22 protein-coding genes are annotated in these 24,220 nt (G+C 61.6%); 10 read left to right on the top strand and 12 right to left on the bottom strand.

The window, feature by feature from the left end; translation table 11 throughout:
* Positions 1–16 precede the first annotated feature (16 nt).
* The 4 genes from A9D15_RS03850 to A9D15_RS03840 are packed head-to-tail and all read right to left on the bottom strand — an operon-like array spanning position 17 to position 3,090.
* Positions 17–1,108, bottom strand: coding sequence for an aspartate/ornithine carbamoyltransferase family protein (locus tag A9D15_RS03850; RefSeq protein ID WP_156521637.1), 1,092 nt, complete (start codon positions 1,106–1,108; stop codon positions 17–19).
* Complete coding sequence (locus A9D15_RS17040) at positions 1,105–1,227, bottom strand: hypothetical protein (protein ID WP_268237094.1); 123 nt, start codon at positions 1,225–1,227, stop codon at positions 1,105–1,107. Before A9D15_RS17040 ends, A9D15_RS03850 begins: the two co-directional genes overlap by 4 nt.
* The gene (locus tag A9D15_RS03845; protein ID WP_066761943.1) at positions 1,224–2,648 is read right to left on the bottom strand and encodes a sodium:solute symporter family transporter; all 1,425 of its coding nucleotides are present in this window, start codon (positions 2,646–2,648) and stop codon (positions 1,224–1,226) included. The genes A9D15_RS17040 and A9D15_RS03845 overlap by 4 nt, the downstream gene beginning before the upstream one ends.
* The gene (locus A9D15_RS03840) at positions 2,641–3,090 is read right to left on the bottom strand and encodes a hypothetical protein (protein ID WP_082924240.1); all 450 of its coding nucleotides are present in this window, start codon (positions 3,088–3,090) and stop codon (positions 2,641–2,643) included. The genes A9D15_RS03845 and A9D15_RS03840 overlap by 8 nt, the downstream gene beginning before the upstream one ends.
* Before the next feature lie 222 nt (positions 3,091–3,312).
* Between A9D15_RS03840 and A9D15_RS03835 the strand changes: the two genes are divergently transcribed.
* Positions 3,313–4,578 (top strand): Zn-dependent hydrolase, encoded by a 1,266-nt coding sequence (locus tag A9D15_RS03835; protein ID WP_066761941.1) that lies wholly within the window; start codon positions 3,313–3,315, stop codon positions 4,576–4,578.
* Between the two features lie 46 nt (positions 4,579–4,624).
* Here the strand turns inward: A9D15_RS03835 and A9D15_RS03830 are convergent, their stop codons facing one another.
* Both A9D15_RS03830 and asd read right to left on the bottom strand, forming a co-directional pair.
* A complete protein-coding gene (locus A9D15_RS03830) occupies positions 4,625–5,521 on the bottom strand; it encodes a histone deacetylase family protein (protein WP_066761939.1) in 897 nt (298 codons plus the stop codon).
* Complete coding sequence (gene asd / locus A9D15_RS03825; protein ID WP_066761938.1) at positions 5,521–6,378, bottom strand: archaetidylserine decarboxylase; 858 nt, start codon at positions 6,376–6,378, stop codon at positions 5,521–5,523. Before asd ends, A9D15_RS03830 begins: the two co-directional genes overlap by 1 nt.
* Before the next feature lie 187 nt (positions 6,379–6,565).
* On the opposite strand from asd, the gene A9D15_RS03820 reads away from it, so the two are divergent.
* Entirely contained in the window at positions 6,566–7,912 is a 1,347-nt protein-coding gene (locus A9D15_RS03820; RefSeq protein ID WP_066761936.1) for an aromatic ring-hydroxylating oxygenase subunit alpha, read from the top strand.
* 4 nt (positions 7,913–7,916) lie between these two features.
* Positions 7,917–8,375, top strand: coding sequence for a nuclear transport factor 2 family protein (locus A9D15_RS03815; protein WP_066761934.1), 459 nt, complete (start codon positions 7,917–7,919; stop codon positions 8,373–8,375).
* Positions 8,376–8,418: 43 nt separating this feature from the next.
* Here A9D15_RS03815 and A9D15_RS03810 read toward each other — a convergent pair whose 3' ends face one another.
* A complete protein-coding gene (locus A9D15_RS03810; protein WP_229660365.1) occupies positions 8,419–10,584 on the bottom strand; it encodes a M3 family metallopeptidase in 2,166 nt (721 codons plus the stop codon).
* A gap of 276 nt (positions 10,585–10,860) precedes the next feature.
* Here A9D15_RS03810 and A9D15_RS17110 point away from each other — a divergent pair, with 276 nt between their 5' ends.
* The 3 genes from A9D15_RS17110 (at position 10,861) to A9D15_RS03795 (ending at position 13,831) form a co-directional block, all read left to right on the top strand.
* Complete coding sequence (locus tag A9D15_RS17110; protein ID WP_066761932.1) at positions 10,861–11,208, top strand: FtsB family cell division protein; 348 nt, start codon at positions 10,861–10,863, stop codon at positions 11,206–11,208.
* A gap of 170 nt (positions 11,209–11,378) precedes the next feature.
* Complete coding sequence (gene pdhA / locus A9D15_RS03800) at positions 11,379–12,464, top strand: pyruvate dehydrogenase (acetyl-transferring) E1 component subunit alpha (RefSeq protein ID WP_066761930.1); 1,086 nt, start codon at positions 11,379–11,381, stop codon at positions 12,462–12,464.
* Positions 12,464–13,831 (top strand): pyruvate dehydrogenase complex E1 component subunit beta, encoded by a 1,368-nt coding sequence (locus tag A9D15_RS03795; RefSeq protein WP_066761928.1) that lies wholly within the window; start codon positions 12,464–12,466, stop codon positions 13,829–13,831. Before pdhA ends, A9D15_RS03795 begins: the two co-directional genes overlap by 1 nt.
* Before the next feature lie 73 nt (positions 13,832–13,904).
* Here A9D15_RS03795 and A9D15_RS03790 read toward each other — a convergent pair whose 3' ends face one another.
* From A9D15_RS03790 to A9D15_RS03780, 3 genes are read right to left on the bottom strand one after another with little or no spacing between them, the layout of a single operon-like run.
* Positions 13,905–14,399 (bottom strand): TadE/TadG family type IV pilus assembly protein, encoded by a 495-nt coding sequence (locus tag A9D15_RS03790; RefSeq protein ID WP_066761926.1) that lies wholly within the window; start codon positions 14,397–14,399, stop codon positions 13,905–13,907.
* Positions 14,400–14,404: 5 nt separating this feature from the next.
* Positions 14,405–14,896, bottom strand: a complete 492-nt coding sequence (locus tag A9D15_RS03785; protein WP_066761924.1) for a TadE/TadG family type IV pilus assembly protein — start codon at positions 14,894–14,896, stop codon at positions 14,405–14,407.
* A 9-nt stretch (positions 14,897–14,905) separates the two neighbouring features.
* Positions 14,906–16,387, bottom strand: a complete 1,482-nt coding sequence (locus A9D15_RS03780; RefSeq protein ID WP_066761922.1) for a pilus assembly protein TadG-related protein — start codon at positions 16,385–16,387, stop codon at positions 14,906–14,908.
* Between the two features lie 278 nt (positions 16,388–16,665).
* Between A9D15_RS03780 and A9D15_RS03775 the strand changes: the two genes are divergently transcribed.
* Positions 16,666–17,184, top strand: a complete 519-nt coding sequence (locus tag A9D15_RS03775; RefSeq protein WP_156521636.1) for a hypothetical protein — start codon at positions 16,666–16,668, stop codon at positions 17,182–17,184.
* Positions 17,185–17,254: 70 nt separating this feature from the next.
* Positions 17,255–17,725 (top strand): EF-hand domain-containing protein, encoded by a 471-nt coding sequence (locus A9D15_RS03770; RefSeq protein WP_066761918.1) that lies wholly within the window; start codon positions 17,255–17,257, stop codon positions 17,723–17,725.
* A gap of 6 nt (positions 17,726–17,731) precedes the next feature.
* Here A9D15_RS03770 and trmFO read toward each other — a convergent pair whose 3' ends face one another.
* Positions 17,732–19,108 (bottom strand): methylenetetrahydrofolate--tRNA-(uracil(54)-C(5))-methyltransferase (FADH(2)-oxidizing) TrmFO, encoded by a 1,377-nt coding sequence (trmFO, locus tag A9D15_RS03765; protein ID WP_066761916.1) that lies wholly within the window; start codon positions 19,106–19,108, stop codon positions 17,732–17,734.
* 126 nt (positions 19,109–19,234) lie between these two features.
* Here trmFO and A9D15_RS03760 point away from each other — a divergent pair, with 126 nt between their 5' ends.
* On the top strand, positions 19,235–19,864 hold the full coding sequence (locus A9D15_RS03760) for a lysoplasmalogenase family protein (RefSeq protein WP_172807458.1): 630 nt from the start codon (positions 19,235–19,237) through the stop codon (positions 19,862–19,864).
* A 3-nt stretch (positions 19,865–19,867) separates the two neighbouring features.
* On the opposite strand, the gene gyrA is transcribed toward A9D15_RS03760, so the two are convergent.
* Positions 19,868–22,567, bottom strand: coding sequence for a DNA gyrase subunit A (gene gyrA, locus A9D15_RS03755; RefSeq protein WP_229660379.1), 2,700 nt, complete (start codon positions 22,565–22,567; stop codon positions 19,868–19,870).
* 406 nt (positions 22,568–22,973) lie between these two features.
* On the opposite strand from gyrA, the gene A9D15_RS03750 reads away from it, so the two are divergent.
* Positions 22,974–24,212, top strand: a complete 1,239-nt coding sequence (locus tag A9D15_RS03750; RefSeq protein ID WP_156521634.1) for a tetratricopeptide repeat protein — start codon at positions 22,974–22,976, stop codon at positions 24,210–24,212.
* Positions 24,213–24,220 lie beyond the last annotated feature (8 nt).

Raw genomic sequence — 24,220 nt, 5'->3', positions numbered from 1 at the left:
GTTGGTCTTGCAGAGATCAGGCGATGAATTCGCGGGGGACCACGTGGCGCACGCGGCCAAATATGGCCAGCAGGAGCGCCTGTCGCAGCCAGACCGCACCGTCCGCCTGGTTGAAGTAGAGATTGTGCTGCGTCTCGTCCAAATCGGTCGAAAGCTCTTCACCACGCGCCAGCGGGTGCAGGATGACGGTGTCGGGCTTCAGCTGGCTTTTCTTCGAGAGCGAGAACGCCTCACCGAAGAAGCGGTATCCGTCACCGAGGAAGGCGATGGCGTTCATGTAGATGACGTCGAGATACTCAAGGCTCTGCTGCAGGTTGCGGCTGAAATCGATGCCGATAGGGCTGTTATTCGTCATCTCGCGGATTTCATCGCCCAGGGGGTCCGCCATTTCCGAAAAGATGGTGATGTGATTGATGTTCTCATGAAAATTCAGCGCGAGGGACAGGAAGCTCTTGACCGTACGCATGTTACCCGGCGTGCCGATGATCCCGATGTTGAGACGGAATTTGTCCGGCAGTTTGCCGAACGCCAGTTCCGGCCGCCACTTGCATAACGCATACCAGTCGGCCAGCGCCTGTGTCGGATGCTCGTCCGACCCGTTGCCGCCATTGATCAGCGGGATACGCAGGTATTCGGCCAAGTCCTGCAGGCTCGACTGCTCGGTATGCCGGACCACGACGACATCGGCATAGGAATTGAACATCTGCCCGATGTCGCGCATCGATTCGCCCTTGGCGACGCCGGTCGTCTTGGCATCGGCCACCGACAGCGTCTTGCCTCCGACGTGGAGCATCGCGCTTTCGAAACTGAGGCGCGTTCGCGTGCTGGGTTCGAAGAAGGCCGCAGCAAGAATCTTGTCTTCCAGCGCGCGGCCGGCCTCGAACTTGCGGAGTTGCATGTAGGCGGCAAGCTTCATGAGTTCGCGCATCAGAGGCAGGTCGAACTGCGATGACGACAGGACCGACGTGTCGTGCAGCCGGTCCAGCTGTTCGAGATCAAGCTTCGGGCTCATGTCGAGGAATGTCTGCGGATCGGGGCAATTGCCCATCCGCCCTGCCTTTCGCAGCGGGTCCGCGACGTGTTCGACCTGGCTTGCGGGGCGTATCACCAGATCTCTCCCGACTTGCCGTCACGGATCAGCATCGCGGCAAGACCGAGCGCGGAAAGGCCGCACCAGATTAGCGATCCGTAGATCAGAACGGAGAGGAATCCTTCGCTAAAGGTCATGCGGCTTCCTTGAGGACGGTCCAGTCGAAGCGACCCTTGGCAAAGCCGCAGGCACCCAGCGTCCAGACCATTGAGACGGCGGTGGCGATCAGTGTGGCAACGTACCAGCCGATCGAAAAATAGCAGTAGAGCCCGATACCTGCGCCCAGCAACATTGCACCGACGGCGCCGACGGTATTGGCGCTGCGCCAGTAAAGCCCCGTGACGATCGGCCAGATCATCGATCCGACGAGCGGTCCTGCGAAGAACAGCACCGTTGCCAATGTGCCGATGCGCGGCAGGCAGACGAGCCACGTCAGCACGCCAAGGCCAAGAGTCACAAACTGCGCTGTGCGCTTCAGGCTCTCCGCACTCGAAGAAGGATGCAGCAGGCGACGCCAAATATCTTCGGTGACAAGGTCCGATGTCGCGGCAAGCAGACTGTCGATGCTGGATGCGAGCGAACAGAACACGACGATGAAGATCGCGATCGCGCCCGCGCTTCCCAGTACTTCGGCAACGACCAGCGGGCCGACCATGTCCGCGCTGGGCACCGCGACGCCCAGCGCGCCCGATGCCAGCGCGATGAAGCCTGCGGCGACCGGTATCGGCAGCCAGACAAGCCCGCCCATGAGAAAGGCTTTCGACGCAACGCCGTCGCGGAAGGCAAAGGCGCGGCTCCACCACACGTTGTTGTGAAAAACCTCGCCTAGACCGAACAACAGGTTGTTGAAGATCGCCATGACCGCGGCCGGGAACAGGACGTCGAGAAGCGCGGGCTTCGTCGCCGTGAGATTGGCGTGGATCTCGGAAACAGAGACATTTTGCAGTACGGCGAAACCGGTGACGCAGATGCCGACTATGATGACAAGCGACTGGATGAAGTCGGTCCCGATTACGGCGGCAAGTCCGCCGCGCATCGTGTAGATGACGCAGACCGCAAGGATCACACTCATCCCCCACGCGTAGTCGATCCCGGCCAATGCCTCGAGCAGGATGCCGCCCGCCATCGCCATGCTGACCAGCCATGTGAGCGAATAGAACAGCGTGAAGACGAGGAAGATCGCCCACGCGACACGTCCGTAGCGCAGCCGGAAGAAGTCGCCGCTGGTATAGCCGTGCGGCATCAGTTGCCGGATGCGTTTTGCCATCGGCGCGAAAAGGATCAGTCCGAAAGCCGCAGTGGAGTAGGCCAGCATGCCCCACACGCCGAGTTGCAGCGCGAACTGCGGAGCCAACATCGTCGTATTCGACGTGATCCACGTCGCCGCCGCCGTCGCGGTGCCCAGAGCCAATCCGACATTACGCCCGGCGAGAGCGTGATCCTCAAAGCTCTTGTTGCGCTTGCCCCAATAGATACCGAGGCCGATCCACAGGGCCGAGAAGGCCGCTAGCAGTATCCAGCCCAATGTGGGGTCGAGAAACACCTTGCTCTCAACCATGGCGCGCGCCCCGCAAGACCACGATGACGATGCCCAGCGTTACCAATGCTCCGATGAGCACCAGAAACAACGCCCTCGAGAGAGACTGAGGTCGAACCTCGACGACCACAGGTTCCGACAGGGACCCGTCTTCGCCCGCAAGGCGCAGCTCGTAATCGCCATCGCGCAGGCCTGACAGGAAGATCCGGGAGTCTGTTCCCTTGTAGACAAGCTTCGTCCCGCGCGAAGTTTCGCTCATCGTCAAGGTGACTTCGCCATCGGCCTGCCACTGGACATCGACTTGTCCGCTATCGCTGGCGAGCGCCATGTCGGGGCTGAAAGTCGGAGGTGAGGCAAAAGCGGCAGCGGGCGCAATCGTCGTGATCAGGATTGCCAGAAACGCCAGAACCGATCTTGCACGGGCAACGGCATGCTTCTCTGGGAAGCGGGCAAAATCAAGCATTTGGGCTTGCCCTGGCCCGTGGTGATGCGCGCTGTCTTGCTGTCGGATAAATCCTTGTCCGTTAAGCGACCGGTTCGGTCCTACCCCGTGCTCTTGATACGGCGGCTAACAAATCGGGTCCGGAAATGGAACCGCTCATTTGGAAGTGCAGGTGGCTGGTTTCGTAGCCTGGCGGACGAGTGCGCCTTGTCTGGGGGCAACAGGCACGCCTATGGTCGGCCCATGATAATTGCAGGAAATACGCTCGGACAGATATCCGCCCCCGCAATCGATATCGACAGGATCGAGAGCGACATCAACGCCATAGCGCGTTTCGGCTTTAACGAAGAAGACCGTGGCGTCTATCGCCAGGGCTTCAGCGAAGAGGACATGGCGGCGCGTAACTGGCTGCGCGAACGGTTCGGTGAACTGGGCATGGATCACCGCATGGACGGGGCGGGGAACGTCATCGGCCGCTTCGGCCCCGCGGAAGGTCCGGCAATCCTCATCGCCAGTCATCTCGATTCCGTGCCCGCCGGCGGCATTTTCGACGGTGTGCTGGGCGTGGTAGCCGGCATGGAAGTCGTACGAGCGATGAAGGATGCCGGGATCGAGCCAGCTATTCCCATCGAGGTGATCGCGACGAGCGAGGAAGAAGGGCGCTTTGGCGGTATGCTGGGCGCACAGGCGATGACAGGCAAGCTGACGCGCGGCTGGCTGGACATGGCGCGGGACGAACACGGCTATGCCCTCAAGGACGCGATGAGCGCGGCAGGGCTTGACCCATACGGCGCACTCCACGCCTATCGCCGGCCCGAGGAAATCCACGCCTTCCTCGAAATTCATGTGGAACAGGGCCCTGTTCTTGACATGGAAAAGACGACCATCGGCATCGTCGAGGGTATTTCCGGCGTCTTCAAGTGGAACTGCCGCCTGATCGGCAAGGCGGACCATGCCGGCACCGCGCCGATGGATATGCGATCCGATGCGCTGATGGGCATGGTCGATTTCGCTCACGAAATTCGCCGCATCATCGACGAACACGGCACCGACAAGAGCCGCATCACGATCGGCCACGTGGCCTGCAAGCCGGGCTTTCCGCACACGGTGCCCGGTCAGGTCGACTTCACGATCGTCGGTAGAGACCTTGATGAAGCCGTGATGACCGATCTGGCTGCTGCTTGCGAAAGAGTGCTGTCGTCCATTGCGCGCCGTCACAAGCTGCATTTCGCGTACGAGCAGATGAGCTGGCTCCAGCCTGCGCATTGCGACACCGGCCTTATGGCGCTGATGGAGGAAAAGGCGAAGGCGCGGGGCTTTTCCTATCGCATCATGCCATCGGGTGCGGGGCATGACGTGCAGTTCTTCTGCAACCACGTGAGGGCGGGCATGTTCTTCGTGCCGTCGGTCGGCGGCATCAGCCACGCGCCCGATGAGTGGACTCATTGGTCCGATATCGAACGCGGTGTGCAACTTCTGCTGGATTGCGTACTCGAGCTGGCGACCTGACAGCTCAGGCCGCGGTGCGATCGTTTCGGCGCATCGGCCTCGTCGATCATTTCCAGGCGTCAGCCAGCGTCAGCATCGTTCTGGCATGGCGCACGGCAAGCGCTACTCGGTCGTTACCGTAGCCGCCGCCGAGAGTGCTTGCCATGGGAATGCCCCGCATTCGCGCTTCCCGGGCGACGAACCGGTCACGCAGGTCGAGACCATCATCGGTGAGCGAAAGCCGGCCCAGTTTGTCATCGCCATGCGCATCAACACCTGCCTGTAAAAGGATGAGATCGGGAGCAAAGCGGTCAAGAACCTGGGGCAGGGCATCCGACAGGGCAGCAAGGTAATCGCCATCGCCCGTCGCGTCGGGCAGGGCTATGTCGAGCGTCGATTGCGCCTTGCGCGTCGGGAAGTTTTTCTCCGCATGCAACGAGAGGGTGAATATGTCATCGCGCCCCGCGGTCAGGGCGGCGGTCCCGTCACCCTGATGGACGTCGAGATCGAGGATGAGGACGCGCGCTGCGTCCCCTTCTGCGACCAGCCTGTGCGCCGCGAGGGCAAGGTCGTTGAAGACGCAATACCCGGCGCCGCTTTCGGCTTGCGCATGGTGGCTACCGCCAGCGCTGTTCGCGGCAAATCCGTGTTTCTGGGCGAGTTTGGCGGCCAGCCAGGTTCCACCGGGCGATAGCTGCGAGCGGTGCGAGACGCGCTGGTCGATCTCAAAACCGATCCGGCGCTGCTTGGCGGCGGGGACTGTGCAGGTGAGGACTTCCTCGACATATTGCGGGTCGTGGACGGCCTCCAGCCACTCGCGCGGCATCATTTCAGGTTCGTGCACGGTCAGCGGCGCACCGCTTTCGTTGAGGGCACGCATGACCAGCGCATACTTGTCGTGGGGAAAGGTGCCAGCGCTTTCCCGCGCGATCGCGTAAGCGGGATGATGGACGACGTGCAGCATCACGCGTGTGGAGGGCGATTTCCCATCGTCTCGCCAAGGCGGACCGGACGCTCCGGAGCCCAGTCATCGTTGAACGCAATCGTGTCCTTTTCGAAAAGCATCACGATCGTCGAGCCCAGCAGGAAGCGGCCCATTTCCTCACCCTGCTTCAGAACGATGTCCTGCCCTTCGTACGTCCATTCCGAGATCCTGCCGCTGCGCTTCGCATTGACGACCCCGTGCCAGACGGTCGCCATGCTGCCGACGATGGTCGCGCCGACTAGGACCATGACGAAAGTGCCATAGGTCGCGGAATCGAAAACGCAGACGACACGTTCGTTACGGGCGAACAGGTTTGGTACGCCCCGCGCGGTCGTCGGATTTACCGAGAACAGCGCGCCTGGCACGTAGATCATGCGGATCAATGTACCGTCGCAAGGCATGTGCAGCCGGTGATAGTCCTTGGGTGACAGGTAGAGGTTGGCAAAGCAGCCGTGCCGGAAATTGCCGGCAAGCTTTGCATCGCCGCCCACAAGTTCGGTTGTCGTGAAGTGATGTCCCTTCGCCTGCAGGATCTGGCCATCGTCTATCCGGCCAAACTGGCTGATCGCGCCGTCGACCGGGCATACGAAATCGGCAGACGCCAGCGGCCTTGCACCGGCCCTTAGCGGGCGGGTGAAGAAGTCGTTGAACGTCACATAGCTGGCGATATCGGGGTTCACGGCCTCGCTCATGTCGACGCCGTACTTTGCCACGAACCAGCGGATCAGTTTCGTCGTCATGGACCCGCCCCGCGCGCCGGCCACGCGTCCCGCGAACGTGGTCAGCCCCTGTTTGGGCATCAGATATTGCGGCAGGACTTTGAGGCTGTTGATCATGTCATCTCATAACGCTGGGAGCGGCGGTAGGTTGCCAGTCTGTGCCCGCGATAGGTGCGAGCCAGGCATTTCCCAATCAAAAAACCGCACCAGGTGAGTTTGGCACGCCCCTATCACTAAGGGTACTTCAGTCCGCGCCCGATCATACCCTAGCTTCGCCCACAACGGACGATAGCGGGAGAGAGCGGTGAGTGACGGCAGCTTCAGGATCGATCCTGCATGGTACTGGTCGCAGGAGCGGGCGCAGGCAGAGTGGGACGCGGTATGGACGCGCACCTGGCACATGGGCCCGCGTGAGGAGGACCTGCCGCAAGGCGGCGACGTCTTCATCCATTCTCTGGGGCCGGAAAGCCTGCTTTTCGTGCGGCGCGACGACGACAGTGTCCGCGGTTTCTACAACGTGTGCCGCCATCGCGGAAACCGGCTTCTGCTGGGCCCCGACGGTCCGGCCTACGCAAAGAATTTCACCTGCGCCTTTCATGGCTGGGTCTACGATCTGGACGGAAAGCTGGGCCATGTGCCTTATCGCGAGCGGTTCGATCCGGCGAAGATCGACGACCCGGCCTGCACATCGCTGCGCGGCTTCAGGACCGAGAGCTTCGCCGGCTGGATCTGGTTCACACTCGATGACGAGGCTGTACCGCTGCGCGAGTTTCTTGGCCCGGTTGCCCAACGGCTTGAAGGCTATCGGATGGAGCGGGCGACTATCGTCGATTACAAGACGTTCGAGTTCGGTTGTAACTGGAAGACGACTTTCGATGCCTTTAACGAAAGCTATCACTTCCAGTCGCTGCATCCCGAAATTCTGGCCTGGGGCAACGAGGATGCGCCGATCGCGCTGCAGGGCATTCACAGCTTCATGTACAACGAGTACGGCAGCCCAAGCGCCCTGTTCCCCGAGCAGGACAAGCTGAATCCCGCGCTGGAGGCTCTGCTCGAAGCAAGCGGCATCGATCCTGTGACTTTCCCCGGAACGGCGACCGACGTGCGCCGCGCGGTACAGGAGGCCAAGCGCAGCCGGCAGGAAGGTAGCGTCTTTCCTTATGCCAGCCTTAGCGACGGGCAACTGAGCGACGCCTATCATTTCATGTTGTTCCCCAGCCTGCACTTCAACCTCTTCCCCGAGTTCTACGTCGCCATGCGCTATCGCCCGCATCCAAGCGGCGATCCCGAGAAGATGTATTTCGACTTCATCATGTGCGCGCCCCTGCAGGAAGGCGAAAAGGTCGCCCCCTACGAGCACAAGGTCGTGCGTGGCGGCGAACAGGAAGTGGGTGACGTGCTGGAATGGGGCGTGCGCTCGCACCCCGTTGTGAACCAGGTGTTGGGGCAGGATGTCGATCTTGTCGAACACGTCCAGAAAGGCATGCACTCCAAAGGGTTCGACGTGCCGATCCTGAGCAGTGACGAGCGCCGGCTGGAGCATTTCCATCGCAACATCGATGCCCTCATCAACGGTGCATCGCTGGCCGACCTGATGTCTGACAATCCGGTCGAGGAACAGCCGACAAGTGGCGGTAAGGTAAAGGAATAAGACAATGTCACGACAGGAGAACATCGACCTGCTGAACCGCTATTTCCAGCACATGCACGACGGCGAATGGGCCGAGGCGGAGGCGATGTATCACGACGATATCGTGGTCCACATGCTTGGCACGACACCTGCATCGGGCCGGCTCGAGGGCAAGGCGATGGTCACCGACGACCTGATCGCCGAGAAAGTTCATGGCGCACTGGTGCCAGAAGGGATTGCTTTTGCCCGGCGCTGGAAGGTCATGTGCGCCGATGACGAGCGCGTCGTCGCAATCATGGAGGGCGGCGGGCCGACCAAGGGCGGCGACCTGTACGACCAGACCTATTGCGAGATTTTCCGGTTCAAGGATGGCAAGATCATCGAGATGCATGCCTTCTTCGACACCGCGCTGGCCGAGCGGGCCCTGTTCGACAATCCGCTCGCCACTCCGCGCGAACCCGGATCGGCCCGCATGGATTACTGAGGGGAAGGGCGGTCCGGCCAGAACGCCGGACCGCCCTGCCTGATCAGTTTGCTTCGTCGAGCAGGCCGCGCTGGCGCAGCATCGGTTCGACTTCGGGGTCCTTGCCGGTCATGGCGCGGAAAGCCTCGCCGTAATCGACGGTGCCGCCGCGCGACAGTATCGTCGCGCGGAAGTGGTCGCCGTTGGCGCGAGTCATGCCCCCGTTCTCGTCGAACCACTCGCCCGTGTCGGCCGAGAGCATTTCGGTCCAGAGATAGGCGTAGTATCCGGCCGAGTAGCCGCCCGACCAGATGTGGCGGAAGTAGCTGGTGCGATAGCGCGGCGGAACGAGGTCTGTGTGCAGCGGATTCGCTTCCAGTGCCGCCGCCTCGAAGCCGTTGACGTCTTCGGGTACCTTGCCGTCGGGCAGGGTATGCCAGTTCATGTCGAGCATAGCCGCCGCCAGCGTTTCGCCCAGAGCGTAGCCCTGATTGAATGTCTGCGATTCCTGCACCTTTGTCAGCAGGTCTGCGGGCATCGCCGCGCCGGTCTCATAGTGCTTGGCATAGTTTGCGAGAACAGTCGGCTCCTCCGCCCACTTCTCGTTCGCCTGCGACGGGTATTCGACGAAGTCGCGCGCAACAGCCGTGCCCGAAAGCGAGGGGTACTTCTGGTCCGCGAACATGCCGTGAAGGGCGTGACCGAATTCATGGAACATCGTTGTCACGTCATCGAACGTTGCCAGCGCCGGTTCGCCGGCGGCGGGCGGTGCGATGTTGAGCACGTTGTAGATGACCGGCTTCTCGCCAAAGAGGTGCGACTGCGACACAAAGCTCGACATCCATGCGCCGCCGCGCTTGTTGTCGCGCTTGAACGGGTCGAAATAGAATAGCGCAAGTTCCGAGCCGTCCTTGTCGAAAACGGTATAGACCGACACGGTCGAGTGCCAGGTCGGGATGTCGTCGCGCTTCTTGAAGGTCAGACCGTAGAGCTTGTTGGCGGCGTAGAACACGCCGTCTTCCAGCACGCGGTCGACCTGGAAGTAGGGCTTGATCTGGCCTGCATCGATATCGAACTTCTTGGCGCGGACCTTCTGTGCGTAGAAGTCCCAGTCGTAGGGTTCGACCGAGAAGTTCTTGCCCTCGGCAGCGATCTCTTCGTTGATCGCGGCGGCTTCGCGAAGCTGTGCTGCCGCCGTCGGACCGGCAAGACCCTTCATGAACTCGATCGCGGTCTGCGGATCGCCGGCCATGCGGTCGTACATCTGGTAGCTTGCAAAGTCAGGCTCGCCGAACAGCGCGGCCTTCTTTGCACGCAGGGTGGCAAGCTGCTTGATGATCCCGCGCGTATCGGTAGCGCTGCCGTCGGACGTGCGGTTCCAGCTTTTCTCGAACAGTTCGCGGCGGGTGTCGCGATTGGTCAGAGAGTCGAGCTTGGGCTGCTGTGTCGTGTTCTGGAGTGTAATGATCTCCTTGCCGTCCAGCCCGCGTTCGTGCGCGGCCTGTGCGGCTGCGGCGATTTCGGCTTCGCTGAGACCGGCAAGCGCGGCGCGGTCCGCAACGACGAGAGCTTGATGCTTGTCCGCTTCGGTCAGCGTCTGCGAGAACTTCGTGCTGAGCGAGGACAGTGTCGTGTTGATCTCGCGAAGCTGGGCTTTGGCGTCCGGCGACAGCTTGGCACCGGCGTGGACGAAGTCCTCGTAAGTGCGCTCAAGCAGAGCCTTGTCCTCTCCGGTCAGGTCCATCGAGGCGCGCGCGTCATAGACGGTCTGCACACGCTGGAAGATCGCTTCGTTGAGGTAAAGCGCGTCGCTATGTGCTGCCAGCTTGGGCGACAGTTCGGCATCGATGGCGTCAAGGGTGTCGTTCGTCACTGTGCCTGTCTTGACCGAGAAGACCGAGCGGGTGCGGTCCAGCATGCGGCCGGTTTTTTCCAGCGCGACGATCGTATTGTCGAAGGTGGGCGCCGCCGGGTCGTTGGCGATCGCGGTCCATTCAGCGCGCTGGATCGCCATGCCCTGCTCAATCGCGGGTTTGAAATCGGCATCGGCGATCCGGCTGAAATCAGGGGCGTGGAAGGGCAGGGGCGAGGCGTCGGCGAAGATGCCGGTGCCCTGGGGGATCGCGGTCGTTTCAGTCGCGGTGGCCATGGTCGTGTCCGTCGTGGTGGTGCAGGCGCCTAGGCTTGCGACGCAAAGCGCCGTGCCGATCAGCAGAACCGGTTTGTACAAGGAAAAGTCTCCGCGAGCATGCGTTTTCGGTGGCCGCGGGAGGGACCGCGGGCGGGGGTTGAAATTGGTCGCGAAGACCGGGCCATGAGGCACGGTCGGGGGCGACCACGCGCGCAAAGATCACAAATCCGTATCAAATGAAACCGGTTTGCGGCGAACAGTACTCTTGGCTGAGCCGGAGGCAGGCAACTCGTTCGGCGAAACTTATCCACCATTCGGCGCAAAAGCGCAGTTTCCCGCTTGCGGGCCGGGCGTGGTTGTGATTCTGGTAACCCTATGTCCTCGAACAACCTCACATCGCTCGGTCGGCGCCGCAAGGTGGCAGCACGGCCGCACCTGCCGAAGCGGCGCTTCGGGCGGGTCGCTGCGGTTGCTTCGCTGATTTTCCTTGGCGCTCTCATGCTCGTCGGCCCGACCGGCGTCCGCGCGTGGAGCGAGTCTGCGCGGATGCTCGATCAGCGCGAGAAGGAACTGGCCGACCTGCAGGCAGAGCGTGATCGGATCGCCAATCGCGTTGAACTGCTCGATCCAGCCAACGCCGATCCCGATCTCGTCGGCGAATTGCTGCGCAGCAACCTGAATGTCGCACACCAGGACGAAGTGGTTTTGTCGCGCGACGATTGATCGCTTTATCGCCCGGCGACCAATCGGTTTTGTCGCACGGCGAGTGGCCCTTTTCCAAATCGGTTAAATCAGTTCGTGGTCTTGTGCGTCGGGGTCTCTCAATCCTATACGACGGATGAACGTGCGCACCTCCCTCCCTCGCGCGTAACGTAAGAACAGAGGTACATCGATTGGCTACGAGGAAAGCGAAAGGCGGCAGCCAGGCAGCTGCGGTAACGTCTCCCACAGACGACCCCGAATTCGCCCTGCGGTCCCTGCAGGAAAAATATAACAAGCAGGGCAGCTACAAGGCGAACGACGACGAGCTCATGGAGTTCTACCGTCAGATGCTGCTGATACGCCGCTTTGAAGAGCGTGCGGGCCAGCTTTACGGTCTCGGCCTCATCGGTGGCTTTTGCCACCTGTACATCGGTCAGGAAGCTGTAGCCGTCGGTCTGCAGTCGGCCCTTGCAGAGGGCAAGGACTCGGTCATCACCGGCTATCGCGATCACGGCCACATGCTGGCCTACGGCATCGACCCTAAGGTCATCATGGCGGAACTGACCGGCCGCGAAGCCGGCATTTCGCGCGGCAAGGGCGGTTCGATGCACATGTTCAGCACCGAACACGCCTTTTATGGCGGCCACGGCATTGTCGGCGCGCAGGTCTCGCTGGGCGCGGGCCTTGCCTTCGCACACAAGTACCGTGACGACGGCGGCGTCTGCATGGCCTACTTCGGTGACGGTGCAGCCAACCAGGGCCAGGTCTACGAGAGCTTCAATATGGCGGCTCTGTGGAACCTGCCGATCATTTTCGTGATAGAAAACAACCAGTACGCCATGGGTACCAGCACCGCGCGTTCCAGCGCAGAGACCGAGTTCCACCGTCGCGGTACTGCGTTCCGTATTCCGGGCATGGATGTCGACGGGATGGATGTGCTTGCCGTGCGCGGTGCGGCCGAAATCGCGCTCGAACACGTGCGCGGCGGCGGCGGTCCGGTGCTGATGGAGCTCAACACCTATCGCTATCGCGGTCACTCCATGTCGGACCCGGCCAAGTATCGCAGCCGTGACGAGGTCAAGGAAATGCGCGACAAGCATGATCCGATCGAGGCAGCCAAGGCCGAGCTGATCAAGCGCGGCATCGACGAGGCAAAGCTCAAGGAGCTTGAGAAGGATATTCGCGCACAGGTCGGGGAAGCTGCTGACTTTGCCGAAACCTCGCCCGAACCGGAATTGTCCGAACTCTACACCGACGTGCTGGTGGAAACCTACTGATGGCTGTCGAACTCAAGATGCCCGCGCTCTCCCCGACGATGGAGGAGGGCACTCTCGCCAAGTGGCTGGTCAAGGAAGGCGACGAGATTTCTCCCGGCGACATCATCGCCGAGATCGAGACCGACAAGGCAACGATGGAATTCGAATCCATCGACGAAGGGACTGTCGGAAAGATCATGGTCGCCGAGGGGACCGAAAACGTGAAGGTCGGCACCGTGATCGCCGTTCTCGACGGTGACGGTTCCGATGTCGCGGCCCCGGCCCCGATGCCTTCGGCCAGCGAACCTGCCGAAGCCAAGGAAGAAGCACCGACCGAGCCTGCGAAGCCCGCGACCGCAAAGGTCCAGATCGCCCGCGATCCGGACCTGCCGGAAGGGACCAGGATGGTCTCCACCACGGTCCGCGAAGCACTGCGCGACGCGATGGCCGAGGAAATGCGCGCCGACGACCGCGTCTTCGTGATGGGCGAGGAAGTCGCCGAGTACCAGGGTGCCTACAAGGTGACCCAGGGCTTGCTCGAAGAATTCGGTGCCAAGCGCGTCATCGATACGCCGATCACCGAATACGGCTTTGCCGGTATCGGAACGGGTGCGGCGATGGGCGGTCTGCGTCCGATCGTCGAATTCATGACGTTCAACTTCGCCATGCAGGCGATCGACCACATCATCAACTCGGCGGCCAAGACGAACTACATGTCGGGCGGCCAGATGCGTTGTCCGGTCGTATTCCGCGGCCCTAACGGCGCGGCCAGCCGCGTCGCGGCGCAGCACTCGCAAAACTACGGCCCGTGGTACGCCAGCGTCCCCGGACTCGTCGTCATCGCGCCTTATGACGCAGCGGACGGCAAGGGCCTGCTGAAGGCCGCGATCCGCAGCGAGGACCCGGTCGTCTTCCTCGAAAACGAGCTGATGTACGGCAAGAGCTTCGATGTGCCGGACATGGACGATTTCGTCCTGCCGATCGGCAAGGCACGCATCGTGCGCGAAGGTTCGGACGTGACGATCGTGTCCTACTCGATCGGCGTCGGCCTCGCTCTCGAAGCAGCCGAGAGGCTGGCGGGTGAAGGGATCGAGGCCGAAGTCATCGACTTGCGCACGCTGCGCCCGCTAGACACCGGCACTGTTTTGGCGAGCCTCAAAAAGACCAACCGCCTGGTCGTCGCCGAAGAAGGCTGGCCGACCTGTTCGATCGCCAGCGAAATCTCTGCGGTCTGCATGGAGGAAGGCTTCGACGATCTCGACGCGCCGGTGATCCGCGTGACCAATGCCGACGTTCCGCTGCCCTATGCGGCGAACCTCGAAAAGGCGGCGCTGATCGATACGCCGCGCATTATCGAGGCGGTGAAGAAGGTTTGTTACGTCGACTGACGGCCAGCGAACCGCCAAACAGAAAGGGCCGGCTTCGCAGCCGGCCCTTTTCTTTTGTGCTTGATCGAGCGGATCAGGTGCCGAAGACCGGTTCTTCGACGGTACCCGGATCCACAGGGTCTGGATCGGGAAGATCGGCACCGGGAATGAACACTGAGCGAGTGTAGTCCAGGTTCAACAAAGGTACGTCGGTAAAGCCGAGCAGGTTCGGCACCTTGTATTTCATGCGAACATCGATCCTGCGGACCCGGTCCATGCTCTGCGTCTCTTCGTTCTCGATAAAGACCTGCAATCCTTCGGAGTGAAGCAGGTAGGGCGCCGACACCGCGACGGCCATCGCCTTCAGCTCGATATCCTCGTCCGAAAAACCATTCCCCTTCTGCGCTTCGACGGCCATGAATCGGCTCATCTCGCCCGCGACGCCGCGTACAGCGTTCTGCGCTTGGAGATACATCCCCGCCTGGAACACACCGATCAGCATGGTGATCAGGACCGGCAAAAGCACGGCCATCTCTATGATGGTGCTTCCCGCTTCGTCCCGGCGAAACTTTGCGAATGGGTTCGTCATGGCTCTCATCCGATCTGTATCGATCGCTTGACTTCGAAAGTCAGATTCTGGCCGATCCCGTAATTCGTCCAGATGGGCGAGTACGTGTCCTTCATGTAGATGACCAGAAAGGCGCTTTCTGTCTGTGAAGTATTGGCGCAACCTTCGGTCGCTTGGCGCGTCGAGTTGTTGCCGCAGCGCCAGCGCTTGTAGACGCTAACCTGGCCTGCCTCGATCTGGGCGCCGGTTTCGACGACAGTCAGGTCGCCGGCCTCTGCGAGATATTCCTTCAGTTCCGAAATTGTCCTTTCGACATCCGCGTCGTTTTCAGGCGCGGCGGCAAGGATGATCTCCATGCCGTTTGCGGCGACGGACTGCATCTCTGTTTGCCGCGCGACCATTGCGCTGATCTCCACGCCGCCGAGCGTCATCGCGATGAGTGCCGGGGCAACGAATGCCGTTTCAATCAGGGTCGAGCCAGCCTGATCTCGGTGGAATTTTCGAAGGATCCTAAGCATGATCCTTCCTCACGCAATCAGCTTGACGGTGCCGTAGATCACCGAGGTTTCGTGGCTTTCACCTTCCGGGCAGAACTCGGTCATGTCCGTCGTACCGGTGAGTGTGACCTTGTTGGCAACGATCATCAGGCACATGTTCGCGACTTGCGCCGTGCCGGCCATGGTGATCGAACTTTTCGGCAGATAGACCGAACCGCTGATCCACGTGTTGCTCGTGCCAGCGAAGAGGTGCCCGTTACCTTCGCCTGACGGGTTGGCACCTTCGGAATCGGGATCTTCGAAGATGAGCATGCCCATCATGGCCTTGGCCCATTCGTCGGTCATTCCCGGATAGGTCATCAGGGTATCGTACGTGATCCCCTGGAGGTTGATTTCCGTTCCGTCGACGGCGACATCAACGGTATTGTCCAAATTGGTTTGAGCCGTGCCTCCCAACGCGAGTTGGGCTCCCCCGGTCAGTACGAACATGATGTCGTTGCCGATGACGCGGTGATCGCCATTGATCTTCAGCGTACCGCCATTGATGACATAGATACCAGCCTGAAAGGTGGTGTCGCAGGCGACGGTAAGACCCCGGTCATAGATGCCGGGCCTGGCGATGCCCAGTTCGACGGTTTCGCCGCTATTCTTGCCCTTACCGGTCGCCTTGCACGTATAGCTGCCCTCGTTCGAAACGAGATCGACCGGCGCGACGACGTCCTTGAACGGGTCCACAAGCTGGTCTTGTGGAACGTTTTCAAGGATGATGTCGTCAGTCATGTAGTTGAGCTGGTCGTCGATGGTGCCGGCCGACGTGATCGAACCGGCATCGATGGTTGGCTGACCGTTTACGACAATTGCGTCGCGGCCCTCCCACCCGCTGGTTCCGTCATCCTTTGTAACGCATTCACCTGCCTCGTTGAACGAAGTGACGCACAGGCGCTTTGAATTCGACATCGCCATGATGCCGCACCCGGCGGTGAAGAGCGCGTCACCGTTGAGGCGGATTGCGTCGGAATCGCCTTCTTCCAGCGAAATAAGACAATTGCTGACAGTGGCGCCGCCCGTGAAGGCGGCTTGCGACATGACCGACACCGTCGTGTCGTTCTTCGTGAAATAGCTGGTGAAAGGCAGGCGCTTGGTGGCCGATGCATTCACCGTTACCGCGTTGTTCAAGACACCGGCATAGTGCGACTTCACGATTGTCGGTGCGCCGTTGAAATCCGCGGTTACCGCCTCGTTTGCGTTGAACTCGGTGAGACCACGTGCGGCCCATTCAGTGCTGTTGGGATTTTCCGCCAGCTCCCACGCAGCGGCCATTGCTGCCTGGTCTGCGGCATATTGCAGTTCGCGTTTCCACAGGTAGTACTGCGCGAAATCGATGGCAAAACCGCCACCGCCGATCACCATCGGCATCCCGAATGCTGTCAGGATAAGGGCGTTGGCGCTGGTTTCCCGGCGAAAACGCTTGAAGAAGCGGCAAGCGCTCTTGGCCGAACGGCGAAGGATCATCAAATGGCTCCCATGCAAAAATCTGCGCCCTGACCGTGCGATGCGCACGACAGAGATCGGGCACACAGGTTGAGATTACGTAAACTCTGGTAATCGGAGCTTAAACAGATGTGGTTAGCGAGACGTTAGTGACCCATGACTCTGACTTGCAGGCCTTTTGGGAGGAGGCAGAAGAGCAGCTTTTGCCGCCGATCCGGCTCGCGATTGCCTATGCGCCGGCTGCAGCGCGACAATTGTGGACTGGGTTCTTCATGCTTGATCGCCGATTCGCGCAAATCGTGGCGACGGCACGCGAACCGATGCTGGCGCAGATGCGGCTCGCCTGGTGGCGGGAAACATTGCACCGACCGGTAGAGGACTGGCCTGCTGGTGAACCTCTGCTGGCGGCCCTTTCTGACTGGGGGGAAGAGCGGAGCGCGCTTGCCGGACTTGCCGATGGCTGGGAGGCGATGATCGGCGAACCGCCTCTCGATGCTGCGGCATTCGCCTCGCTGGCCGGTGCGCGGGAAGACGCTATTTCGGCGCTGGGCAGGCTGTCAGGCGCGGATGCCGCGCGGGCGGCGGCGCATCGCTGGGCGCTGGCCGACATCGCGATGAATCTTTCGGATGAGACCGAGCGCGGGCGAGTCGATGCCCTGTTAGCATCCGCGACCAAGCCGTCGGGCAAGTGCCCGAAATCCATGCGGCCTATCGCAGTTCTGGACGCACAAACGCAGCGGGCACTTGCCGAAGGGCGGCGCATCGGCGGGCCGGGCGATCTGGCCGTGGCCTTGCGCATCGGGCTGCTTGGTCGGTGATAGTTTGAATTGCTAACTTTTCTCGCACGGTCAGTCCGTTAGGGTCCTTACCTGCAGGAGGGTCGCAATTATGAATCGCATGGTCGTGGGCGCGCTGGGCGCCCTGATGCTCGTCGCCATGGGGCTGTTCTGGTGGCAGGGCAGGGCCATCGAGGTAGATGGGCTTCCCCCGCCTGACATGGATGCCGCGCCGCAGGTTCGGGAGCCGGAGGCTCTGCCGTCCGCGGATGTCGGCGCAATACAGGGGCCCAGGCTACCCACCGCGATCAAGATGGATGACGAGCAGCGCCGGTTTGCCCGTTATGACATCAATCGCGATCTTATCATCACGCGTAACGAAATGCTTTCGACGCGGGTAAGCGCTTTCCGCAAGCTCGACGTCGATGGTAACAACCTGCTGACGTTCGAGGAATGGGCCGTGACGACCGTGAACCGCTTTGACGGCGCGGATGCGGACAAGGACGGTCGTCTGACCCCTGCGGAATACGCGACGACCGCGCCGAAGAAGAAAGCGCGGCCTGCGTCGAAGTGCCGGTGTTGAGCTGGGTCAGGCCGGCTCGGTAATCCGCGCCGCTCCCAGCCATTCGGCCATGTCGCGCTTTGCCCGCTCGGTATAATAGGCCTTGCGCTGCTTTTTCTTGATGCTGTCGTCATCGGGCATCGGGAAAAGACCGAAGTTCACGTTCATAGGCTGGTAGCTATCCGCCTCGGCATCGCCGGTGATGTGCGAGAGCAGCGCGCCTAACGCCGTCGTGCGCGGCAGGGGCGTCCAGTCGTGGCCGGCCAGTTCGGTCGCGGTCATCATTCCTGCCAGCATCCCGATAGCAGAGCTTTCGACATAGCCTTCGCAGCCCGTGATCTGGCCTGCGAACCGCACGTGCGGCGCGCTTTTCAGGCGGAGCTGGCGATCCAATAGCGTCGGTGAATTGAGGAACGTGTTGCGGTGCAGACCGCCAAGTCGCGCGAATTCCGCGTTCTCAAGGCCCGGAATCGTGCGGAACAGTTCGACCTGCGCGCGGTGCTTCAGTTTGGTCTGGAAGCCGACCATGTTCCACAGCGTGCCCAGCTTGTTGTCCTGCCGCAGCTGCACCACGGCATAGGGCCATCGGCCCTGCGGAAATTCGGGCGTCACGTCATGCGGATTGTCCAGCCCCACTGGCTTCATCGGGCCAAAACGCAGGGTTTCGACGCCGCGTGAGGCCATGACCTCGATCGGCATGCAACCGTCGAAGTAGGGCGTGTCGGCTTCCCATTCCTTGAACTCGGTCTTCTCGCCATCCATCAGCCCTTGCCAGAAGGCGAGATACTGCTCCTTTGTCATCGGGCAGTTGATGTAGTCCCCTTCTTCATTAGAGGCCTCGGTCCGCTTGTTCCAGCGCGACTGGATCCAGCAGATGTCCATGTCGATGGAGTCGCGATAGACGATGGGCGCGATGGCATCGAAGAAGGCGAGGCTGTCTGCGCCGGTCGCGGTGCCGATCGACCGGGCGAGCGATGCCGCGGTCAGCGGACCGGTGGCGACGATGGTTGTACCCTCGTTCGGTAAGGCATCAATGCGTTCGCGCACGATCTCCACGTTGGGGTGTTCAGAGAGTGCCTTCTCGACATTTTCGGAGAACACGTCGCGGTCGACGGCGAGCGCCGATCCTGCCGGGACTTGCGCGACCTCGGCCGCCTTCATGATCAGCGAATTACACTGGCGCATCTCGTAATGGAGCAGACCGACTGCGTTCGCAGTGTCGTCGTCTGACCGGAACGAGTTCGAACAGACGAGTTCAGCGAGCCCGTCGCCCTGGTGGGCAGGCGTCGTGTCGCCGCCGCCGCGCATTTCGGACAGGCGCACTTTCACGCCGCGGTTCGCAAGCTGCCAGGCCGCCTCGCTGCCTGCGAGACCGCCGCCGATGATATGGACCTGGTGTGTCATGTGCGCGGGTTAGCGATTGCCTATCGGGTAATGCAAATGCAAAGAGACATCGAAAGCCGACTGGTCGGCGCAGGGGAGCACAAGACAAAGGTCGTGAGACGCGCATTGGCACAAAGGCGGCCGTGGTTGCTCGCCAGCATTATCGTCGCGGTGGCGTGGTGGTTCTTCGAGGATAGCCACATGATTCCCGGCCTTTTCAAGGTCGTATGGAAGGGGCTGCCGCTCGTCCTGCTCGCGCTCTATGCGTTTCAGCGCCACCTCGGTCCCGACGGACACGCGCTCACCGGCCTGTTGCTGATCGCGGGCGTGTCGGACATGTTTTCCGAGCTTCAGTACGCCAGCGCGGCGACCCTGATGGGCTTTTCGCTGCTGCTTGGTATCTGGCTCTATGCCCGCAACCGGCGCGATCACACGGTCGGGTCGCAGAAGGTGCTCGCCCTCGTGCTCGTCATCGCTGTGCCGATTATCAGCTGGTTCCTGCTTCGCGGCGAAGAAGGGCGGCTGCTCGCGACCGGCTTCTCGCTGCTGCTTGCGATCATGGCCGCCATGGCCTGGACCAGCCGCTTTTCGCGCTACCGCGTCGGCGTCGGGGCAATCCTGTTCGTAGTGTCGGACCTTCTGCTGTTCGCAACGCTTGGCCCAATCCACCACGACAACCCGATCGCGTTGAAGCTGGTGTGGCCGCTCTATTACGCGGGCCAGCTCCTGATCGCTACGGGTGTCGTCAGCAGGCTGCGACGCGACGCCGCAGCCTGAATATCAGGCCTCGGTCGGTGGCGGGTCGTCGCGGTCCTGCGTGGTCTGGGGTGTCGTCTCGTCCGCATCACGGCCAAGGATTTCCTCGACGATCGCTTCCTCGGCCTCGTTCTCGGGTGCTTCTTCCTCGTCAATGCGGGCGCAGCCCACGACATGTTCACCCTTGGCAACGTCGAACAGACGTACGCCTGCCGAGCCGCGACCGATGACGCGAAGCGACGATAGCGGCATTCGGATCAGCTTCGCCTGGTCGGTGACGAGCATAAGCTGCTCGCCCTTGTGCGCGGGGAAGCTGGCGACGACCGGGCCGTTACGCTCAATATTGTCGATGTTGGTGATGCCCTGACCGCCGCGCCCGGTGCGACGATACTCGTAGGCCGAGCTCATCTTGCCATAGCCGTTGGCGCAGACGGTAAGGATGAACTCTTCGGCTTCCTCCATCCGGGCCATCGTATCTGCGTCGAGTGTCGGTTCGGCCTCGTTCTCCTTCCACGGAGCGGCACGCAGATATTCGTCGCGCTGTTCGAGTTCGGCACCGTTCAGGACCGAGATCGAGATGACCTTGTCATCACCCTTCAGCGTCATGCCGCGAACGCCGGTCGACGTGCGCGACTGGAATTCACGGACATCTTCGGCGGAGAAGCGGATCGCCTTGCCTTCGCGGCTTGCCAGCAGGACGTCGTCGTCTGGCGTCAGCAAGCGCACACCGACGAGGTAGTCGTCGCTGTCGTCGTCAAAGCGCATCGCGATCTTGCCGTTCGAAGGCACGTTCGTGAACGATGCCATCGAGTTGCGTCGCACGGTGCCGTTGCCGGTGGCGAACATGACATGCAGGTTGCCCCACTCCTCCTCGTCCTCGGGGAGGGGAAGGACCGTCTGGATCGTCTCTCCATCGCCGAGCGGCAGGAGATTCACCATCGGGCGGCCACGGGTGGTCGGGCCACCTTCAGGCAGCTTCCAAACCTTCATGCGATAGACCTTGCCCGCGGTCGAGAAGAACAGCACCGGATTGTGCGTGCTGGTCACGAACAGATTGGTGACCGCGTCCTCGTCTTTCGTCGCCATGCCGGCGCGGCCCTTGCCGCCGCGGGCCTGAGCGCGGAAGGTCGAGAGCGGCGTGCGCTTGATGTAGCCGCCCATCGTTACGGTGACGACCATCTCGTCCCGCTCGATCAGGTCTTCGTCCTCGATACCGTCCCATGCAGGTGCAATCTCGGAGACGCGCGGCGTTGCATAGGCGTCGCGCACTTCGCGCAGCTCGTCCTGCATGACCTGATAGAGCTTTACCCGGTCGCCGAGGATTTCGAGATAGCCCGTGATGTCAGTGGCCAGCTTCTGCAGTTCCTCGCCGATTTCCTCGCGGCCCATTGCCGTCAGGCGGTGCAGGCGCAGGTCGAGTATGGCGCGGACCTGGGTTTCGCTCAGCGTATAGGTCGGCTGCTTGTCGAGGTCGTCGTCGTCCTCGATCGCTTCCACAAGGCGGATGTAGGGGGCGATTTCACCCATCGGCCATTCGCGGGCCAGCAGGCTTTCGCGCGCTATGGCTGGGCTTGCCGAACCACGGATGATCTTCACCACCTCATCAAGGTTCGTCACTGCGATAACGAGGCCGAGCAAGATGTGCGCACGTTCGCGGGCCTTGTTCAGCTCGAACTTGGTGCGGCGGGTGATGACGTCTTCGCGGAAGTGGATGAAGCTTTGCAGGATGTCCCGCAGGTTCAGCACTTCGGGCCGGCCTCCGCGGATCGCCAGCATGTTGGCCGGAAAGCTCGACTGCGCAGGCGTGTACCGCCAGATCTGGTTGAGCACGACCTCGGGTGAGGCATCGCGCTTCAGGTCAACGACGACGCGCACGCCTTCGCGGTTCGATTCGTCGCGGATGTCGGACACACCCTCGATCCGCTTGTCCTTGGCGGCCTCGGCGATCTTCTCGACGAGGTTCGACTTGCCGACCTGGAACGGCATCGAGGTGAGAACGATCGAGCGGCGGTCGCCGCGCTTTTCCTCGATCTCGTGGCGGCAGCGCTGCAGGATTGAGCCACGCCCCTCGCGGTAGGCATTACGCGCACCCGACTGGCCGAGGATCAGCGGAGCGGTCGGGAAGTCGGGGCCGGGGATGATCTCGAACAATTCGTCAACGGTGATGGCCGGGTTCTCGATCATGGCAAGGCAGCCGTCGATCACTTCGCCAAGGTTGTGCGGCGGAATGTTCGTCGCCATGCCGACCGCGATGCCGCCTGCGCCGTTGACCAGCAGGTTCGGGAAGCGGGCGGGCAGAACCTCGGGTTCGCTGCGCGAACCGTCGTAGTTGTCGGCAAAATCGACGGTATCCTTGTCGAGATCGTCGAGCAGCGAATTGGCGACGCGGGCAAGGCGGGCCTCGGTATAACGCATCGAAGCCGGCGGATCGGGGTCCATAGAACCGAAGTTGCCCTGACCGTCGATAAGCGGCAGTCGCATCGACCAGTCCTGCGTCATGCGGGCCAGCGCATCGTAGATCGCGCTGTCGCCGTGCGGGTGGTAGTTGCCCATCACGTCGCCGACGATCTTCGCGCTCTTGCGATAAGGGCGTCCGGCGACGAACCCGCCTTCCTGGCTGGCGAAGAGGATGCGGCGGTGAACGGGTTTCAGGCCGTCGCGGACATCGGGCAGCGCGCGGCTGACGATGACGCTCATCGCGTAGTCGAGGTAGCTCGACTTCATCTCGTCGACGATGTCGATCGGTTCGATGTCGGGTTGGCCGGGAAGCGGCGCAGTATCAGTCAGATCGTTCACGAATGACGGCTCTTGTTCTCTATGATTTTTCGTATGTCCGCACCCTAGGGGAGGGGGGGCGCAATGGCTAGCGAAACGGCAGAATTGAGCCAGTCGAAGGCGGTCTTTTCCACACTTTCCGGCCATGTCGTAACAGGGCGATGCTGCACATGGGCAAACGCGCCATTCAATCCGCGTTCAGCGGTGATCCCCTAGTTACAATGTCAATTGTGCAAGGTCCTGTCCGGTTGCCAATAGGGGCAAAAATCGGCATGGCCCGCACGGAACGGGAATTCACGCGCCCCGGCGGTTGATTGGCCGCCGACGGCGCATCTGGATGGTTGAGGAGTATTTCATGAAGCGTTCGATTTCGCGTGTTGCGATGGCCATGGCACTGGCAATCGGTGCCACGGGTATGATTGCCGTCGCTGCGCCTGCTGAAGCTGCGCAGAAGAAGAAGGGTGCCAGCGGCCAGTACTCGAAGGAGTTCATCGCGGTCTATCAGCCTATTTCGACGAAGGTCGATGCGGGTGACACCGCCGTTGCTGCCGAACTGCCGGGCCTTACCGCGACGATCAAGTCGCCCGACGAAATGCTCGCCGGTGGCCAGCTGATCTATAACGTCGGTGCCAAGACCGGCGATCAGGCCCTGCAGTACCAGGGTGTGAAGATGATGGCCGACAGTGGCAAGCTGCCGGAAGAAAGCGTCGGGAAGATCTATCTTGCCGCAGGTCAGCTTGGCTACAACGCCAAGGATTATGCAACTGCGCGTTCGTACCTTGAAAAGGCGCAGGCCCTGATGCCGAACGACCCGCAGATCCCGTCGCTGATTGCCGAGACGTATGTCGGCGAAGGTCAGTTTCAGCAGGGTCTCACCATGATCGAGAAGGCGATGGCCGCAACGCGCGCCGCCGGTCAGAAGGTTGACGATTCGGTTCCGTTCCGCGGTCTTGCGATCGCTGCGAACAATGGTCTCAACGACCAGGCTTTCAAGTGGGCGATGCACGTCCTCGATTCTTCGCCGCGCGCGGAATATCGCGGTGAAGCCTACAAGGTCCTGTCGGCACTTTCGCCCTTCACCAAGGAAGAAGAACTCGACCTGCTGCGCCTGATGGCTCGTAACGACGGCATGACCGTTCGCCAGCAGTACATGGCATATCTGCAGGGCGCTGATGCCCGTCGCCGCCCGGCTGAAGTCAAGTCGATCATCGACATGGGCATCGCCGACGGCGTGCTCGACGGTTCGTCGGCCATCGTCAGCGAAGAGCTGAAGGTTGCCAATAGCCGCATGGCTCAGACGCTCAAGGAGATCGACGCCGATTCCAAGAACCCGCAGGGTGCGAGCGAAGCAATGGCCATCGCCGACGTCTACCTCGGTTACGGCAAGGGTGCTCAGGCCGAAGCACTGTACACCAAGGCGATCTCGATGGGCGTGACGGACAAGGCCGCCGCGCTGACCGGTCTCGGCATCGCGCAGGCTGACCAGGGCAAGTATGCCGAAGCCAAGGCGACGTTCGAGCAGATCACCACGGGCAACCGTTCTACCCTTGCCAAGATGTGGATCTCCTACGTGAACAGCAAGAGCGCCAGCTGATTGGCGCG

This window comes from Croceicoccus pelagius (genome assembly GCF_001661915.1).
Taxonomy (GTDB): Bacteria; Pseudomonadota; Alphaproteobacteria; order Sphingomonadales; family Sphingomonadaceae; genus Croceicoccus; species Croceicoccus pelagius.
This window is presented reverse-complemented; position numbering and strand designations above follow the sequence as displayed.